We start from the raw sequence: 16415 nt of genomic DNA, 5'->3' as shown, positions 1-16415 counted from the left end.
TCATCTGGAGGGCCAATGTCGGCTCCAAGTCAGACCCCCGAGCACATCGCACCCGCAGTTCAGCACCCGTTCCGCACCCTCCTCGGAGCCGGGGTCGGCAACACCCTGGAGTGGTACGACTGGAGCGTCTACGCGATCTTCGCTCCGTTCTTCGCCGCCCAGTTCTTCGTCGACGACAGCCCCACCGGGGCCCTGTTGTCGACCCTCGCCGTGTTCGCCGTCGGGTTCTTCATGCGACCCATCGGCGGGTTCGTGTTCGGGTGGCTGGCCGACCGTCGCGGCCGCCGGTTCTCCATGACCACCTCGATGCTGCTCATGGCGGCCGGGAGCCTGGTCATCGGCGTCGCCCCCACCCATGCGAGCGTCGGTATCTGGGCAGCAGTCATCCTCGTCCTGGCCCGGCTCGGCCAGGGGCTCGCCCACGGAGGCGAGATCGCGGCGTCCTACACCTACATCGCCGAGATCGCCCCCCGCGCCCGCCGCGGGCTCTGGTCCACCAGCCTCTACATCTCCGTCACCGCCGGGATCGTCCTCGCCTCCCTGATCGGCGCCGGAGCCACGAGCGTGCTCGGCACCGACACCCTCCGGGACTGGGCCTGGCGGATCCCGTTCCTCGTCGGCGGCCTCCTCGGAATCGTCGGGCTCTACCTCCGTCGAAGCCTCCCCGAGACCGAGGCCTTCGCCGAACAGGATGACGACGCCTCCACGAGCCGCAGCACCCGCGAGCTTCTCCGCGGCCTGGCCCGGAACAAGGTCAGCCTCGCCCGGATCCTGGGGCTGAGCCTCGGCGTCACCGTCGTCTACTACATCTGGGCCGTCGGAGTGTCCGGATTCGCGATCAGCGCCAAGGGCGTGCCGGCGAGCGGTGCGCTCTGGGGCAGCGTCATCGCCAACGTCTTCTTCATGATCACGCTGCCGCTCTGGGGAAAGCTGTCGGACCGCTTCGGCCGCAAACCGGTCTTCCTCACCTACGGCATTGCGTTCGTGCTGCTGTCGTTCCCGCTGCTCAACGCGCTCAACGACTCCGCGCTGCGGCTGACCCTGATTATGATGATCGCGCTGTTCTTCCTCGGCGCCTTCGTCGGGATCATGCCCGCCTACTTCGCCGAGCTGTTCCCCACGGCGGTGCGGGCCTCCGGGATCGGGGTGCCCTACTCGTTCATCGTCGCCATCTTCGGCGGCACCGCGCCCTATGTCCTGACCTGGCTGACCTCGCACGACCTGCAGTGGGTCTTCGCCCTCTACATGATCGTTCTCGTGTCGATCGGGCTGATCACCACCCTCCTCACCCCCGAGACGAAGGGACGCGAGCTGACCTGACCGCCGACTGCGGGTACGTGTCGGGAGGCTGTTCGCCGGGGGCTGGGGCGCGGTCAGCCGGCGAACTCCCTTTCTGCGTCGAGGAGCTTCCTCGCGGTCGCCGATACCGCCTACCAGGGCACCAGGCCGACGGTCGCTGTTCCCCAGCGACGGCGCCGTCTCGACCCCTACACCGGGCGCTACCGGCGGCTCTCCCGGAACCAGAAGGACGTCAACGCCGCGCACGCACGTCGACGTGGCCCAGGCGAGCGGGTCAACGCCGAGCTGAAGAACTGGAGAATCCTGCGCAAGATCCGATCCTGCCCGAGCGGGGCCACTGAGCTCGTTGCCGCAGTTCAAACGCTGATGATCGCCAGCGCGTGATCAGGTTGGCAAAGGCTCACTGACTGGTCGCGCTGCGCCTCGACGCGTTCCGGCACGCGCTCGCGCAGCTCGACCGCGCCGCCTACCTCGATGGCCAGCTCGTGCTTGGAGGCCCACTCGTCAGCGGGCACGGTGCCCGGAACATGATCACGGGCCGTGGCCGCACAGCGGTGAGCCCGTACGCCGCCGCCTCACCCGGCTACCACGTCGTCATCGGCGTGTCGCCGGCAAATCAGGAGCGGCACGCACTGACTTTGCCGAACCCCTGCGCAGTTTCCGGGGGCCGGGCTAGGTTGTCGGCACGAGCCATGACCCACGCCACCTTCGCCGTGCAGTCGATGCACCCGGATCGAGCTCCGTGGGATCGAACCAAGGGAGTCCCCGTGACACGTCTTCCCTCGCTCGAGGAGCAGAACAACAGGGCGCACGCCGCCTATCGCCAGGTCGAGAGGTACATCTTCGAGACCGAGATCGTTCCGCGGGTCACTCCGGAGATCATCGACGAGCACCGTGTCAGGCCTATCGGCAAGCACAGCGACGACCTGGAGCGGGTTCTGACGTACCTGCGCAAGAACCACCTGGAGATGAAGGGCAAGTACATCCTCGTGTGCACGAAGCCCCACGAGGAATACCGCATCGCCGTGATCACCGGCGAGCCGGACAAGCCTCCGGTGCTCCTGGACGACGCCTTCACGGATCGCTTCGAGGCTGAGCACGCGATCTTCCTGAAACGCCTCAGGGACCACGGCCTGCTGGACGGCGTCACGGGGGTCTCGGCATGAAGGTCCTCGGCTACAGCAGGCAAGTCTCGGCCTTTCCCGGCGATGATGTCGACTTCCTGGTCAGCTGTGACACCGAGCAGTACCACGCCGACATCGTCAAACTCATCCATGGCGACACCAACCCCGAGGGTCCGGGATTGAAGATCGAGCCGGTTCAGACCGGCATCGACGCGGATTTCCCGGGTAGGGTCCAGCCGGTCGTCAGCGGATCACACATCGAGGTGCCCGATCACCCCAAGCTGCGCCCCGGCGCGCAATGGACGCTGCAGGTCATGGTGGCGCCCACGGCACCCGGCGGAGGCGTCCAAGGCCTGGTGACCAAGTGGGAGCAGTCGCGCGAGGCAGGCCACGGCCTGTTCATCGGCGAGGACGGGGCGCTGCAGGTGTGGGTCGGCGACGGCGCCGGAAACGTCCAGCGCACGAGCGCGGGTGTGCCGCTCATCGCTGGTGTCTGGTATCTCGCTGTGGCGTCCCAGGGCTCTGATGGCGCTTTGACCATCAGTCAGACTCCGGTCGTCACGGTCACCAACAGCAGGTTCTCCTTCGCGACGTCCTGGGAGAGCACGACCGCGACCGTCACCGAGCCGTCCGAAGTGCGCGCATCGGAGGATCTCGCGGTCCCCGTCGTGATGGCCGGCTATGTCGAGACCACGGCGAGCGAGGGCTCGCGTCAGGTCATCGGCGGTCACTTCAACGGCAAGCTCGACCGCCCGCGCATCCATGCGGTCGCCCTCAGCCCGGGGCGGGCCGAGGGGGCGGTTGACAACCCGCGCGGCAACCACGTCATAGCGGCGTGGAACTTCCAGGAGGAGATCACCAGCGACGGTATCAAGAGGACCCGGCACATCACCGACGTCTCCCGGAACCGGCTGCACGGCCGGGCATGGAACGGGCCGGCGCGGGGGATGACCGGCTACAACTGGCGGGCGAAGGAGCAGAACTTCGTGCATGCTCCTGAGCAGTACGGCGCGATCCACTTCCACGACGACGATCTGACCGACGCCGCCTGGGACGTCGACTTCACCCTGACCGTCCCGGACGACCTGCCTTCCGGACTGTACGCGGCACGGTTGCGGGCCGATGACGACGTCGACCACGTGCCGTTCTACGTGCGTGCGCGACCTGGCGGCGAGAAGAAGATCGTCTTCCTCGCCCCCACCGCGAGCTATATGGCCTACGCGAACGACCACGTGACCTTGTGGGCACCGCTGGCTCAGGTGTTCGTCGCTCGGAATCCCGTTCTCGACCAGCGCAACATCGTGCTCAGCGAGCACCGCGAGTTCGGGTTGTCCACCTACGACATCCACGCCGACGGCTCGGGCGTTGCCTACTCGACCCGGCTGCGGCCGATCCTCAACATGCGGCCCGGCTTCCGGCACTGGTTGTCGCCGTCGTTGTGGCAGTTCAACGCCGACCTGCACCTCATCGACTGGTTGACCGAGCTCGGCTACGAGTTCGACGTCGTGACCGATGAGGATCTGCACCACGAGGGCGTCGACGTGCTCTCGCCCTACCAGGTCGTGCTGACCGGCTCGCACCCGGAGTACTACTCCGAACAGATGCTCGACGCCGTGCACCAGTACGTCGACTCGGGCGGCCGCCTCATGTATCTCGGCGCGAACGGCTTCTACTGGGTCATCAACTACGACCCTGAGGACCTGAACGTCATCGAAGTGCGCAAGGGCCACGGTTCCAACGCCTGGAGGTGCGCACCCGGCGAGTATCACCTGTCCTTCACCGGGGAGTACGGCACCTTGTGGCGCCACCGCGGGCGTGCTCCCCAGCGGCTCGTCGGGGTCGGCTTCGGAGCCGAAGGGTTCGACGTCTCGTCGTACTTCCGCCTGGCCGAGGACGCCCGAGACGGCGGACCCGCCTCATGGATGTTCGACGGTATTGACGCGGACGAGAGGATCGGGGACTTCGGACTCGTGGGTCACGGCGCCGCCGGCCTCGAGCTCGACATTCTCGACGCGACGTTGGGCTCACCTCCGGAGACCGTCATTGGTGCCACCTCCGAAGCCCACACCGACATCTACCTCGAGGTGCTCGAAGAGCTGTACTTCAACGTGCCGGGGGTCAGTGGCAGTCAGAGCGGTCAGGTCCGGGGGGACATCACGTACTTCCCGACACCCAACGGTGGCGGCGTCTGGTCGGCCAGCTCGATCGCGTACTGCGGGTCGTTGTCGCACAACAACTACGACAACAACATCTCGCGGCTGACCAAGAATGTCCTCGACCAGTTCTTGCGAGACGAGCCTGTTCCCGCCGGGGCAGCCGCCTCGGACAGCTGAGCTGAAACGTCCGGGCGCGCAACTCGCCGTTCCAGCCCCGCCCGTGAAGATCCGGCTACCGATCCGAGGCGGTCGCGGTGCAATGGGCGGGATCGGTAGCTCAGCCGGGAGACCCGCTTCCGCCATGCGGCGCGGGCGTTGCGGCGTCAGCCGGGCACTGGTCCCTCCCTCGGTGGTCCCCGACGTCGGTCCCCTGCGGCGGCACCTCAAGAACTCTCCGCAGCTTGAGGGCCACGTGGAGCGTGAGCCGGTCGTCGGGATCCTTGAGATCTGTGTCGACGAGTTCGAGTGCCTGAGCCAGGTGCCGACGGAACGTGTTGCGGTGCATGTAGCTGGCGTGGGCTGCATCGTCACGCCGCGGGAAGTCGAGGGCCAACTCGAGCACTTTCGCCAAATCGGTTCCGTGGTCGAGGTCGTAACGCAGCAGCCGGCAAAGGCGCCAGCGGATAAAATCCTCGGCGCGCTGCTGGTCGAGTCCGTCGCTCAGCAGGCAATTGAGCGCGAACGACCGCGCGCGGCGGACGAGCGCCTCGCCGGACGTGTGCGTCAGATAGCGTTGGAGCCGCTGGAGCCGGCTGACGCGCGCTGGGATGTGTGTCACGCCGACGGGCCACTCGTCGGCGATCGCGTGAACGTCGCGATGCCCGAGGCCACGCGCATGGCGCACCAGCCGACCCAGCTCGTGGTGCACGGTCTCCCGACTGGGCTCGGCCGGGCGACGTGCGGGGATGAGCAGAGTGATAGTCGTGTTACTGAGCGTCACCATGAAAGTTCCGGCTAGGTGTTGCGCCTCGCCGTGCAGCTCGGCAAGCGTCCTCGGTCCGGGATGTCCGACAGTCCACACCAGCAGGGCTGGCCAGTAGTAGTCGGCGAGTTGCAGGTCGGCGGCCCTCCCCTCCGCACGAATGTCCGCAGCCGTGATCGACTTGTCGGTGACGAGCCGGCGAAGGAGCGAGGTACGTCGCTCGCCACGCATCGCGCTGGTCAGGGCGGCTCGCACAAACTGCTCGCCCAGCAGGGAGAGGACGAGGTCGAGCATGCAGTGCGACTCCGCCTGCCGCATGCCGCCGGTGCGCACGGCGAGCAGGGCCAGGCGCTCGCCCTCGTGCTTGATCGGAAGGACGTGCCATCCGGTGGGTGTCGTGTCGCTTCCGGCCACTGCGGCGGTGAGCGCGCCGAGCGATGCATCGAGGCGGGGGGACGGTGGCGACGCGACGAGGGGTGCACCGCTGGTGTCGAGGAGTACCAGTGGTCGGCCGAGTGCGTGGGACGCGGCGACCACCAGGCCCTCCGGTGAGTCGGAGGCTGACGCAAGCCGTACGAGGCTGCCACATCGCTGAATGACGTCGTCCGAGGTGGTGTCCGCCATATCAACGGTCCCCTCGTGGTCCTGGGGCCATGCAACGGCTGGACAACACTATCCCGGGCCGGGCGGAGCGTCGATGAGCGAGCCGGGTGACCCGAACCCCGGGAGACGGGTGGCCCGGCCTCCGAGTGGGCGCCTCCGAGTGGGCAGGGCCTCCCGTCGGCACCGGGCGCGGCCGGTGCCTCCGTCCGCCGTCGGTCATCGGAAGCGGGCACGGTCGGTGCAGCCTGCACCGGGCGCCTTGGACGCGGATACCGCTTGCGCGAAGCTTCCAACAGCCCATCCCATCCCGTCCCGAGTACCGGCGCGGAGTAGCCCGCGACGGCGAAATGGTCTGGCGAAATGGTCGCTACCAGAGGGAGGCCTCGATGATCCCCATCCCGCCGCCCAGCAGTGAGGCGCGTGAGCGAATGATCGCCGAGCACCGCGTGTGCATCGATCACATGAAGGGCGTCGCCGGGTGTTCGATTCTGCGCACCGAGCGGCCTGGTAGCGCGATCGAGCCGCACGGCGGCATCCATGAGTACATGGATCTCGCCAAGGTGCTCGTTCGCATGCGCGCGATGCAGCCGGGCGCCTACGGCGGCAAGTACGTCGTCATCTGCACGGAGCCGGATCGGCAGTGGCGGATCGGCCGGCTCACCGGGGTTCGTGGCCAGCCGCCGCGATTGGTGAACGACAAGGTGTACACCGACGAGCACGAGCCGCAGCACGACATCTTCCTGTTGCGGCTGGACCAGTACCCCGAGACCGACGGGATGCCGAAGGACTTCCACGAGGGCTGGAAGCGCCACGACGACAACTGGGCTGTCAGCTGACTGCCCGGTGAGCGCTTTGACAATCATTCTTTGGAGCAGTCATGACCAGCGCCAACGGTAGGGACTGGATGCGAATCACGGCCTACGGCGACAAATGGTCCGTGCAGCAGGGGGACCCGATCGGCTTCCACGTCAACTGTGACGGGCCTTCCGCATACGATGCCCAGCTCGTCAAGCTGATCCATGGGGATACGAATCCCGCCGGCCCAGGGCTCAAGGAAGTCCCGCTCGATGCGCCGTTCAACGGCCGCCACGACGGTCGCCAGCAGGTCATCCACAGCGGCTCGCACGTGGTCGTCGCGGACCGCCGCCCGTTGCGGGTGGACAGCTTCACGCTGCAGTGCTGGGTCTGGCCGACGATGCCGACGAAGCCTCACGGTTACTGGAAGCCGGGGGCACAGGGGCTGATCACGAAGTGGTCGGACAACCGTGGCTATGGCCTCTTCCTCAACGAGGACGGCGCGGTGGAGCTGCGCATCAACGGTGAGCGGCTCACCACGGGTGCGCCGATCCGCGACCGCGCGTGGCACTTTCTCGCCGCGACGTTCGACGCCGAGTCGAGCAATGCGGTGCTCTACCACGAGCCGCAGATCCGCTACGCGCTCGACCCGGTGATCGAGCCCGCCGAGGCGACGCTCAACACGAGGATCGAGCACTCCGACGTGCCGCTGGTCATGGCCGGCTACGTGGACCGCCTCGACCCTGGGCCGCTCGGGCGCTCGTCGCCGGTGCCCGGGGTGATCTTCGGTGGCGACTACAACGGCAAGATCGACAGCCCGCGCCTGTGCAACCGGGCCCTGACCCGCCTACAGATCGAGACGATGAAGCACGGCGCACGCTCCGAGTTCGACGAGCGTCGTGGGCCGGGCCCGACCGGCGAGCTCTCGACCTGCCTGGTGGCCTCCTGGGACTTCTCCGACGGCATCTCCACTCGGCGGGCCACCGACCATGGGCCGTACCGGCTTCACGGCGATGTGGTGAACCTGCCGACGCGGGCGATGACCGGTTACAACTGGCGCGGCGTCGAGACGAACTGGCAGCACGCTCCCCGGGAGTACGGTGCGATCCACTTCCACGACGACGACCTCGATGACGCCCGCTGGGACGTCGACTTCGAGTTCCAGGTCCCGAACGACCTGCGCAGCGCCGTGTACGCGGTCAAACTCACCTCCGAGGAGGGCGACGAGGACTACGTGCCGTTCTTCGTTCGTCCGCCGCTCGGGGTGAACACGGCCAAGATCGGCGTGATCATGTCGACGATCGACTACATGGCGTACGCCAACGAGCACCTGGCGGCCAATGCCGCAGGCGCCGAGCTTCTCGTGTACCGGATCCCGATCATGCAGGCCCAGAACATGTTCCTGGCCGAGCACCGGGAGTACGGCAGCTCGATCTACGACACCCACACCGATACGAGCGGCGTGTGCCTATCCTCGCGGCTGCGGCCGGTGCTCTCGTTCCGCCCGAAGTACGACCACTTCCTCACGCAGGCACCGTGGCAGTTCCCCGCTGATCTGCACCTCATCGACTGGCTGACGGAGATGCAGTACGAGTTCGACGTCATCACCGACGAGGACATCAGCTATGACGGGTTGGAGCGGATCGAGGACTACAACGTCCTCATCACCGGTAGCCACCCCGAGCACAAGGACGCCAACTACCTCGACGCGATCCACGCCTACAAGGAGCGCGGCGGGCGCTTCATGTACATGGGCGCCGACGGCTTCTACTGGATCCACACCTTCCACCCGGCCTACGGACGCGGCGAGGTCACCGAGATGCGTCGCTGCGAGTCCGGCATCCGCACCTGGCGAGCCGATCCGGGCGAGTACCACCACCAGTCCAACGGCCAGTTGGGCGGAATGTGGCGTTACGTCGGCCGCTACCTGCACTCCGTTGCCGGTACGGGCATGTCGAGCGAGGGATTCGACATCAGCTCGTACTTCTCGCGCACCCCGGAGTCGAACGACCCCCGGGTGTCCTGGGCGTTCGACGGCATCGGCTACGACGAACGCCTCGGCGACTTCGGCCTGGTCGGCGGCGGCGCGGCCGGCACCGAGCTGGACATCGTCGACACCACGCTCGGCTCTCCGCCGCACACGCTGCTCACCGCGACCTCGGCAGGCCGCCACACCGACGGCTACCTGCTCGTGATGGAGGACTTCGGCTTCAACCAGGCCGGGCTCACCGGCACCGAGCATCCGCGCGTGCGCGGCGACATCGCCTACCACGAGACACCCAACGGGGGCGCGTGCTTCGCGTTCAGCTCGATCGCCTACTGCGGCTCGCTGTCGCACAACAACTACGACAACAACATCTCCCGCCTGACCAAGAACGTGCTCGACCGATTCTCGATGGACGGCCCGCTGCCGGCCGTGCCGGCCGACGCCTTCGTGCACCGCGGTCGGGCGGCGTACGACCCCGAGTTCAACCGCAGGCGCATCCAGGCGCTGGCGGAAAAGGGCTCCTAGGGCGGGGCCGGAGGTCATTGCGATGTCGGCCACCGCACTCCCGATGGCGGGCTCGCCGGCGCCGACCGGCCTGCGCGAGCTCGCCCTGGAGGATGAGCACATCTGGACGCGCGTGTGGACGTGCGCCGGCGTGGAGCAACAGCTCCCCGCCCCGGGGATCTCCTGCCCGCCACCGTCGGGCATCACGGGCTGCACGTGCAGCGCCGGCCCGACGGCGGGCTGCGGGCCGGGTTCAACGTGCTCCAGCAGGGCTCATGCTGGACGATCCCCGCCCAATGCGGGCACGGCCACAAGACGAACTGCCCGTACGTGTCCTGCGCCCACTCGCTCGACACCGACGCCCTGCGTGCGCAGGACGGCGCGCCCACCAGGGAGATGCGTCAGTTCATCGGGTTCAACCCGCTCAAGCTCGCCGACGTACCGGTGCGGACGGCCGGTCCGCTGATCTTCGTGACGCTCGCCGATCCACTGCCGTCGCTGGACGACCAGCTCGGCACACTGGCGGCGGCAGCGCGCCGCGAGCCTCTCGGGCGGCTCCGGCACGTCGCGCGGTTCTGGGCCGTGCTCGACTGCAACTGGAAGCTGGCGAGCGACGCGCTCTTCGAGGCGCTGGGCGCGTCGCCGGAGAGCGGGCGGCTGGAGGAGCGCCTGGCCACCAGCACCGTCGTGCCGAGCACAGGCGCCACCCACGACGAGCTGTGGAGCGCCGGGGCGGCGGCCGCGTGGGAGCCGCTCAGACTGGACGACGGCAGCGGGGTGCGACTGTGGCGGGGGTTCCCGAACGTGGTCCTCGCCGCGCTGCCCAACCACGCGGCCGCCGTCGTGGTGAAGCCCACGAAGCTGGACGGGGTGGCGCTCGTGGTTTCGCTGTTCGCGTACGGCCCGGCCGAGGGCACGGAGGTCGATGAGGCTGCGGCCGCGCTGGTGGCGGGGTGGCGCGCGGTCACAGCAGAGGCGCGCGCCCGCTCGCGGAGTGTGCAGCCGGCCGGCAGCTCGCCGATCCACGCGCACGCCCGTGGCCGCATTGCCGACGACGGGGCGCCAACGGGTCGGTCGAGCCTGCACTAGGGAGCCGGATGCAGCCCGTGCTACGCGAGCTCGTCGCGGGAGCGAGCAACAAGGGCGTGGAGCCCGCCGCGGTACTCCGCCAGGCCCGGGCGCGGCAGCTCGCCCTCGCCCGCGAGGATCTGCACGCGCTCTTCGCCCTGGTGGGGACGCCCGAGGTCTTCGCCACGCCCGGCTTCATCACCGAGTTCCTATGCGCATATCTGTGTGGGCGGTCGGTGCGACCGCGTGTTGTCGTCGACCTGTGGGCGGCGGCGGGCTGGATGCTCCCGCCGCTGGTGGAGGTGTTCTCGCCGGCGCGTGCGATCGGCGTGGTGCCCGACGATCGCACCGTCAGGCTCGCGGAACTCCTTGCCCCGGCCGGCCGGATCGCCTGGTGCACGGACGACCCGCGTGCCGTCGTGGCGACGCTCGAGCCCGGGATCGACGTCGTGCTCGGCTGCCCACCCTGGCGGTGGCAGCCCAGGCAAACCCAGGTCGAGACGGCAGGCGGACCCCTGGTCCTGACCGAGGATCCGGCCAACGTCGCGCTGCTCGAGGCATGCTCGCGGCTGACACCTGATGGGATCGGGCTGTTCATCGTCGGCCCCGGCTTCGTCATGCGCCCCGGCCCAGGAACGGCGTTCCCGAACCTCGACCGGTTCGGGCTCTCGCTCCACCTGCTGCTGGAGCTGCCGCGCGGCATCGTCGCTCCGGACAGCGGCTCGGGACGGCTGCTGATCGGCATCGGCCGCGCGTCGTGCCCGGTACCGCTCGTCGGCTCCCTCACGCCCGACCCGCAGCGCACCGCTGCGCTGCTCGCCGCGGTGCGGCCGGGCCGCGGCGAAACCGGGTCAGCTTGTGGCCGGTAACGGTCCGTCCTCGGATCCGAACACGATCTCCCGCAGCTGGTGGCGGGTGCGCTCGATGTGCTCGCGCATCGCACCGGCCGCGGCGTCCGGGTCCCCGTCCCGGACGGCGTTGTAGATCTGTTGGTGGTCCCGTCGGGACTCGTCGACGGGGTCGACGTAGGGGAGCAGGTCGTGGGGGCTGAACAGCTCGCCTCGGGCGGACTCGATGGCGGTCTCGAGTCGGACGTTGCGCGCCGCCCGTGCCAGCCCGCGGTGGAACTGGGAGTCGGCGAGCCGGAACGCGGCGTGGCCGCTGTCGACCTCGCCGAGCTTCGCGATGGCGGCCCGCAGTGTCGCCAGATCCGAGCGGTCCCGGCGGATCGCGGCCAGGCGGGCCGCGTCGGTTTCCAGCGCGATTCGGAAGTCGATCATATCGTCGAACTCGCCGGCCTGGGTCCGCATCCGCATCCGCCACTTCTCCAGCGGCTCGGTCAGCTCGGTGACGTAGGTGCCGCCGAGCGCTCCTCGGCGGACCGTCACATAGCCGTGCTGCTGCAGGATCTTGATCGCTTCCCGCACGCTGATCCGGGCGACCCCGAGCTGTTCGGCGAGCTCGCGCTCGGCGGGCAGCCGGTCGCCGGGGCCGACCTCACCGTGATGGATCAGGGTTCGCAGGTGCTCGGCCACGGCCTGGGTCAACGTCTGTGCGGTGACCACCCGGACCATGTTCCGAGGCTATACCCCACCTGGTGGGATCGACGGCCTTGACAGACGCGCTGGCCCGGAGTCCTATGAAAGGTCCTAAGTCCGGACCTTGAGTCGCTCTGTGCGCGAGCCAGCCGGCGGCGGTCTCGGCGGATGGTGTCACCACCGGCGGGCGGTGACCGTCCGGGATCCAGCGGGACGAGAGGGAGGTGTGGCAGATGTGCGGGATCGTCGGGCTGCACCTGAAGAACGCCGAGCTGCATCCGCACCTCGGGGAGCTACTGGTGCCGATGCTCGTGTGCATGTCGAGCCGCGGGCCGGACAGCGCGGGAGTGGGGCTGCACGACGGCGACACGATGGTGGTCGTCAAGGACGTCGGCAGCCCCGCGGAGATCTGCGCCCGGCACGGCATCGTCGACCGGGCCGGGTTCCAGGGCATCGGCCACACCCGGATGGCCACCGAATCCGCAGTGACCGCGCAGCACTCGCATCCGTTCTCGCCGCTTCCGGACATGGCGGTGGTGCACAACGGCTCGTTCTCGAACCACGCCACGGTGCGGCGACGGTTGGAGCGGTACGGGATCAGATGCACGACCGACAACGACACCGAAGTGGCCGCTCGATTCATCGGCTACCAGGTCGCCAGTGGCGCGGACCTGGCCGACGCGATGCGCATGGTCCTCAAGGAACTGGACGGCTTCTTCACCCTGCTGGTCACCACTGGCACGCAATTCGCGGTGCTGCGGGACTCGTTCGCCTGCAAGCCGGCCGTGATCGCCGAGTCACCTGACTACGTCGCGGTCGCCTCGGAGTACCACGCCCTGGCCGGACTGCCCGGCATCGCAGACGCGCGAGTGTTCGAGCCCGTACCGGAAGAGGTCTACACGTGGTCGCGGTGATCCTGGACTGCACCTGCATGTCCACCCGTCAGATCAACGCGGCGCTCGCTGGGCTGCCGGACGGTGCGAGCGCTCGGATCGTGGCGCCGTGGGGCCGGCACAACCTGGCCGTCGGGCTGGAGAACCGCATCGCGGTGGAGATCGAGGGCAACGCCGGCTACTTCATCGGCGGGCTCTGCAACGGGCCCGATGTGATTGTCGACGGATTCGTCGGCTGGTCGGTGGGGGAGAACCTGATGAGCGGGACCGTGCGGGTGCGAGGCAACGCATCCGAATGCGCAGGCGCCTCGGCGCACGGCGGCACGGTCGTCGTGGAGGGCGACGCCTCGTCCCGGGCCGGCATCTCGCTGAAGGGCGGCACGGTGCTGATCGGGGGGGACGTCGGGCACATGAGCGGGTTCATGGCCCAGGCCGGAGTGCTGCTCGTCGGCGGGAACGCCGGCCATGCGCTGGGTGACTCGCTCTACGAGACGGTGATCTACGTCGGTGGGTCGATCGCGTCACTGGGCTCGGACGCCAGGGTCGAGGACCTCACCGACGACGACGTGCTCACGGTCAAGCGGCTGGCCGATCGCGCAGGCTTCGACCACATCGACCCGGCGAACGTCACCCGCGTGGCATCGGCCCGCCAGCTGTACAACTTCGACGCGCTGTCTCGCCAGAGGTACTGAGGAATGACCGAGGCCAGCCACACCACGGCGCACGCCGGCACACACGCGGGCGCTGGTCGCGACAGGTCCGGTGGGCCGGACACGGTCGACGGCGCCGCCCTGCCGATGGACGCGCGACGGCACAGCCACACCTTCCCGCCCGAGGCGATCGCGCAGATCCAGCGGATGGCCCAGGAAGGGCACTACGAGATCCGAGGCTGGGGTTCCAAGCGTGCCCTGCCGACGTTCGACGACCTGGTCTTCCTGACCGCGTCGGTCTCTCGGTACCCGATGGAGGGGTACCGGGAGAAGTGTGAGACGCGCACCGTGCTCGGCATCCGGCGGGCCAGCCGGCCGCTCGAGCTCGACATCCCGATCACCATCGCGGGGATGAGCTTCGGTGCGCTGTCCGCGTCGGCGAAGATCGCCCTCGGGCGGGCGGCCACCGCCGTCGGCACCTCGACGACCACCGGCGACGGCGGGATGACCGAGGAGGAGCGGCAGGCGTCGCACCTGCTCGTCTACCAGTGCCTGCCGTCGCGGTACGGCTTCAACCCCGCGCACCTGAAGCGCGCGGACGCGATCGAGGTCGTGATCGGGCAGGGAGCCAAGCCGGGCGGCGGCGGGATGCTTCTCGGGCTAAAGGTCAGCGAGCGGGTGGCCGAGATGCGCACCCTGCCCGCCGGCATCGACCAGCGGTCGGCGTCCCGGCACCCGGACTGGGTCGGCCCGGACGACCTGCGCATCAAGATCGAGGAGCTGCGCGAGGCCACGTCCTGGGAGAAGCCGGTCTACGTCAAGCTCGGCGCCACCCGGGTCGTCAACGACGTCAAGCTGGCGGTCGCCGCCGGCGCCGACGTGGTCGTGGTCGACGGGATGCAGGGCGGCACCGGCGCCACCCAGGACGTGTTCATCGAGCACGCCGGCATCCCGACGCTCGCCGCCGTGCGTCAGGCGTCCGAGGCGTTGCACGAGCTCGGTGTGGAGGACGAGGTGCAGCTCGTCGTCTCCGGTGGCATCCGCACCGGTGCGGACGTCGCCAAGGCGCTCGCGCTGGGCGCAACCGCCGTCTCTCTGGGCGTCGCTCCGCTGATCGCGCTGGGCTGCAACAGTCGTACCTGGGTCCGCGACGGCATCGAGCACGATGCCACAGCTGACTACTGGGCCCTGGGCACGGAGCCCGGGTACTGCCACCACATGCACACCGGGCTCTGCCCGGTGGGGATCGCCACCCAGAACCCCGAACTGGAGTCTCGGCTCAACCCCGAGTGGGGTGCGCAGCGCGTGGTCAACTACCTGAAGTCGGTGACGATGGAGCTGACCGCACTCGCCCGGGCGTGCGGGAAGTCCGATGTGCACAACCTGGAGCCCGAGGACCTGGTGGCGCTCTCCATCGAAGCGGCCGCCATGGCCGGTGTCCCGTTGGCCGGCACGGACTGGGTACCCGGTCGTCGGTGACGCCGGACGATCCCATCGACGAAGGAGTTGCCATGGGTGATGGGCGCGAGGACTTGAGGGCACGCGCGACGGAGGACGGGATCGAGTTCTTCCTCGCCATGTTCGTCGACCTGCACGGCAAGCCCTGCGCGAAGGCCGTGCCGATGTCCAGCTTCGACCTGCTCATGGACGGGGGGGCCGGGTTCGCCGGGTTCGCCGTGGGCGATATCGGCCAGAGCCCGGCGGACCCCGACATCGTGGCCATGCCAGACCCGGCGTCCTACACACCGGTGCCGTGGAAGGACGGGGTCGCCGTCCTGCATTGCGACCCGTACGTCGACGGCGAGCCGTGGCCTTACGCCCCACGGGTGATCCTCAAACGCCTGCTCGCCACCTTGGCCGCCGACCGTGGATGGACGTTCATGACCGGTGTCGAGGCCGAGTACTCGCTGCTGCGGCGGGCCCCGGACGGGACGCTGGCGCCCGCGGATGCCCTGGACTCCTCCACGAAGCCCTGCTACGAGGTCAAGGGCCTGACCCGGATGTGGGACTTCCTGTCGACGGTGTCCCGGTACATGAACAGCCTCGGCTGGGGCAACTACGCCAACGACCACGAGGACGGCAACGGCCAGTTCGAGAACAACTTCGTTTACTCCGACGCCGCTACCACCGCGGACCGCACGATCTTCTTCCGCTACATGGTGCACATGCTCGCCCACGAGGCCGGCATGACCGCGACGTTCATGCCGAAGCCGATCAGCACGGTCACCGGCAACGGCCTGCACGTCCACCAGAGCCTGTGGACGCTCGAAGGCCAGCCACTGTTCTGCGACGAGACCGACCGGCTCGGGCTGTCCAAGACGGCCTACTCCTACATCGGTGGGTTGGTGGCTCACGGGCGGGCGATGGCCGGGGTGGTCTGCCCGACGGTGAACTCCTACAAGCGGATCGGGGTGGGAGCACCGCTGTCCGGGTCGACGTGGGCCCCGGCGTATGTGGCCTACGGCGGCAACAACCGCAGCCTCATGCTCCGGGTGCCCGATGCCGGCCGGGTGGAGCACCGCGGGGTGGACGGGTCGGCGAACCCCTATCTCGCCTCCGCGGTGCTGCTCGCCGCCGGTCTGGACGGCATCGACCGCGGACTCGACCCCGGTGAGCAGGTGACCGACAACATGTTCGCGCTCAGCATCGAGGAGGTGGCCCGCCGGGGCATCGTCCGCCTCCCGAAGACCCTCGACCGGGCACTCGACGAACTGGTCGTCGACCACGTCCTGCGCGCGGCCTTGGGGAGAGTGCCCGGTGGCGACTTCATCGACTACTACGCCGACGTCAAGCACGCCGAGTTCGACGCCTACCACGCCACCGTGTCCGAGTGGGAGACCGACCGCTATCTCACGCTCATGTGAGCCGGGCGTCCA

15 protein-coding genes are annotated in these 16415 nt (G+C 68.7%); 12 read left to right on the top strand and 3 right to left on the bottom strand.

What is annotated here, in order from left to right; genetic code table 11:
• Nucleotides 1-15 precede the first annotated feature (15 nt).
• Nucleotides 16-1320, top strand: coding sequence for an MFS transporter (locus WBK50_RS25055; RefSeq protein WP_341337956.1), 1305 nt, complete (start codon nt 16-18; stop codon nt 1318-1320).
• Nucleotides 1321-1362: 42 nt separating this feature from the next.
• Nucleotides 1363-1683, top strand: a complete 321-nt coding sequence (locus WBK50_RS25050) for a transposase family protein (protein WP_445942391.1) — start codon at nt 1363-1365, stop codon at nt 1681-1683.
• On the opposite strand, the gene WBK50_RS25045 is transcribed toward WBK50_RS25050, so the two are convergent.
• Nucleotides 1656-1814 (bottom strand): hypothetical protein, encoded by a 159-nt coding sequence (locus WBK50_RS25045; RefSeq protein ID WP_341337955.1) that lies wholly within the window; start codon nt 1812-1814, stop codon nt 1656-1658. The two genes, WBK50_RS25050 and WBK50_RS25045, sit on opposite strands and share 28 nt — an antisense overlap.
• A 177-nt stretch (nt 1815-1991) precedes the next feature.
• Between WBK50_RS25045 and WBK50_RS25040 the strand changes: the two genes are divergently transcribed.
• Together WBK50_RS25040 and WBK50_RS25035 are read left to right on the top strand one after the other, a co-directional pair.
• Nucleotides 1992-2465, top strand: a complete 474-nt coding sequence (locus WBK50_RS25040; RefSeq protein ID WP_341337954.1) for a hypothetical protein — start codon at nt 1992-1994, stop codon at nt 2463-2465.
• Nucleotides 2462-4756, top strand: coding sequence for a N,N-dimethylformamidase beta subunit family domain-containing protein (locus WBK50_RS25035; protein ID WP_341337953.1), 2295 nt, complete (start codon nt 2462-2464; stop codon nt 4754-4756). The genes WBK50_RS25040 and WBK50_RS25035 overlap by 4 nt, the downstream gene beginning before the upstream one ends.
• A 100-nt stretch (nt 4757-4856) precedes the next feature.
• On the opposite strand, the gene WBK50_RS25030 is transcribed toward WBK50_RS25035, so the two are convergent.
• A complete protein-coding gene (locus tag WBK50_RS25030) occupies nt 4857-6125 on the bottom strand; it encodes a PucR family transcriptional regulator (protein ID WP_341337952.1) in 1269 nt (422 codons plus the stop codon).
• Between the two features lie 365 nt (nt 6126-6490).
• Here WBK50_RS25030 and WBK50_RS25025 point away from each other — a divergent pair, with 365 nt between their 5' ends.
• The 4 genes from WBK50_RS25025 to WBK50_RS25010 all read left to right on the top strand — a co-directional run bounded on the left by WBK50_RS25025 (nt 6491) and on the right by WBK50_RS25010 (nt 11327).
• A complete protein-coding gene (locus tag WBK50_RS25025; protein ID WP_341337951.1) occupies nt 6491-6940 on the top strand; it encodes a hypothetical protein in 450 nt (149 codons plus the stop codon).
• 41 nt (nt 6941-6981) lie between these two features.
• Nucleotides 6982-9411, top strand: coding sequence for a N,N-dimethylformamidase beta subunit family domain-containing protein (locus WBK50_RS25020; protein WP_341337950.1), 2430 nt, complete (start codon nt 6982-6984; stop codon nt 9409-9411).
• Nucleotides 9412-9606: 195 nt separating this feature from the next.
• Nucleotides 9607-10479, top strand: coding sequence for a hypothetical protein (locus WBK50_RS25015; RefSeq protein WP_341337949.1), 873 nt, complete (start codon nt 9607-9609; stop codon nt 10477-10479).
• Nucleotides 10480-10487: 8 nt separating this feature from the next.
• Nucleotides 10488-11327 carry a hypothetical protein gene (locus tag WBK50_RS25010; protein ID WP_341337948.1) on the top strand — a complete coding sequence of 280 codons (840 nt, stop codon included), beginning with the start codon at nt 10488-10490 and terminating at the stop codon, nt 11325-11327.
• Here WBK50_RS25010 and WBK50_RS25005 read toward each other — a convergent pair.
• Complete coding sequence (locus WBK50_RS25005; RefSeq protein WP_341337947.1) at nt 11310-12032, bottom strand: FadR/GntR family transcriptional regulator; 723 nt, start codon at nt 12030-12032, stop codon at nt 11310-11312. The genes WBK50_RS25010 and WBK50_RS25005 overlap by 18 nt on opposite strands.
• 197 nt (nt 12033-12229) lie before the next feature.
• Between WBK50_RS25005 and WBK50_RS25000 the strand changes: the two genes are divergently transcribed.
• Genes WBK50_RS25000 through glnT form a run of 4 tightly spaced genes read left to right on the top strand, consistent with a single transcriptional unit; the run spans nt 12230 to nt 16403 of the window.
• Nucleotides 12230-12910 carry a glutamine amidotransferase gene (locus WBK50_RS25000; RefSeq protein ID WP_341337946.1) on the top strand — a complete coding sequence of 227 codons (681 nt, stop codon included), beginning with the start codon at nt 12230-12232 and terminating at the stop codon, nt 12908-12910.
• Entirely contained in the window at nt 12898-13581 is a 684-nt protein-coding gene (locus WBK50_RS24995) for a GltB/FmdC/FwdC-like GXGXG domain-containing protein (RefSeq protein WP_341337945.1), read from the top strand. Before WBK50_RS25000 ends, WBK50_RS24995 begins: the two co-directional genes overlap by 13 nt.
• Nucleotides 13582-13584: 3 nt before the next feature.
• Nucleotides 13585-15018, top strand: coding sequence for an FMN-binding glutamate synthase family protein (locus tag WBK50_RS24990; protein ID WP_341337944.1), 1434 nt, complete (start codon nt 13585-13587; stop codon nt 15016-15018).
• Nucleotides 15019-15050: 32 nt separating this feature from the next.
• Nucleotides 15051-16403: a type III glutamate--ammonia ligase gene (gene glnT, locus WBK50_RS24985; protein ID WP_341337943.1), complete on the top strand. Its 1353-nt coding sequence runs from the start codon at nt 15051-15053 to the stop codon at nt 16401-16403.
• Nucleotides 16404-16415 lie beyond the last annotated feature (12 nt).

Source organism: Pseudonocardia sp. T1-2H (assembly GCF_038039215.1).
Taxonomy (GTDB): Bacteria; Actinomycetota; Actinomycetes; order Mycobacteriales; family Pseudonocardiaceae; genus Pseudonocardia.
The sequence above is the reverse complement of the archived record's forward strand: the minus strand, read 5'-3'. Positions and strand labels throughout refer to the sequence as shown.

Bases quoted from the DNA above. Each gene is read 5' to 3' on its own strand.
- WBK50_RS25010 (WP_341337948.1), top strand. From the start codon at position 10,488: ATGCAGCCCGTGCTACGCGAGCTCGTCGCGGGAGCGAGCAACAAGGGC.
- WBK50_RS25040 (WP_341337954.1), top strand. From the start codon at position 1,992: ATGACCCACGCCACCTTCGCCGTGCAGTCGATGCACCCGGATCGAGCT.
- glnT (WP_341337943.1), top strand. From the start codon at position 15,051: ATGGGTGATGGGCGCGAGGACTTGAGGGCACGCGCGACGGAGGACGGG.
- WBK50_RS25020 (WP_341337950.1), top strand. From the start codon at position 6,982: ATGACCAGCGCCAACGGTAGGGACTGGATGCGAATCACGGCCTACGGC.
- WBK50_RS25055 (WP_341337956.1), top strand. From the start codon at position 16: ATGTCGGCTCCAAGTCAGACCCCCGAGCACATCGCACCCGCAGTTCAG.
- WBK50_RS25005 (WP_341337947.1), bottom strand. From the start codon at position 12,032: ATGGTCCGGGTGGTCACCGCACAGACGTTGACCCAGGCCGTGGCCGAG.
- WBK50_RS24990 (WP_341337944.1), top strand. From the start codon at position 13,585: ATGACCGAGGCCAGCCACACCACGGCGCACGCCGGCACACACGCGGGC.
- WBK50_RS25035 (WP_341337953.1), top strand. From the start codon at position 2,462: ATGAAGGTCCTCGGCTACAGCAGGCAAGTCTCGGCCTTTCCCGGCGAT.
- WBK50_RS25030 (WP_341337952.1), bottom strand. From the start codon at position 6,125: ATGGCGGACACCACCTCGGACGACGTCATTCAGCGATGTGGCAGCCTC.
- WBK50_RS25025 (WP_341337951.1), top strand. From the start codon at position 6,491: ATGATCCCCATCCCGCCGCCCAGCAGTGAGGCGCGTGAGCGAATGATC.
- WBK50_RS25000 (WP_341337946.1), top strand. From the start codon at position 12,230: ATGTGCGGGATCGTCGGGCTGCACCTGAAGAACGCCGAGCTGCATCCG.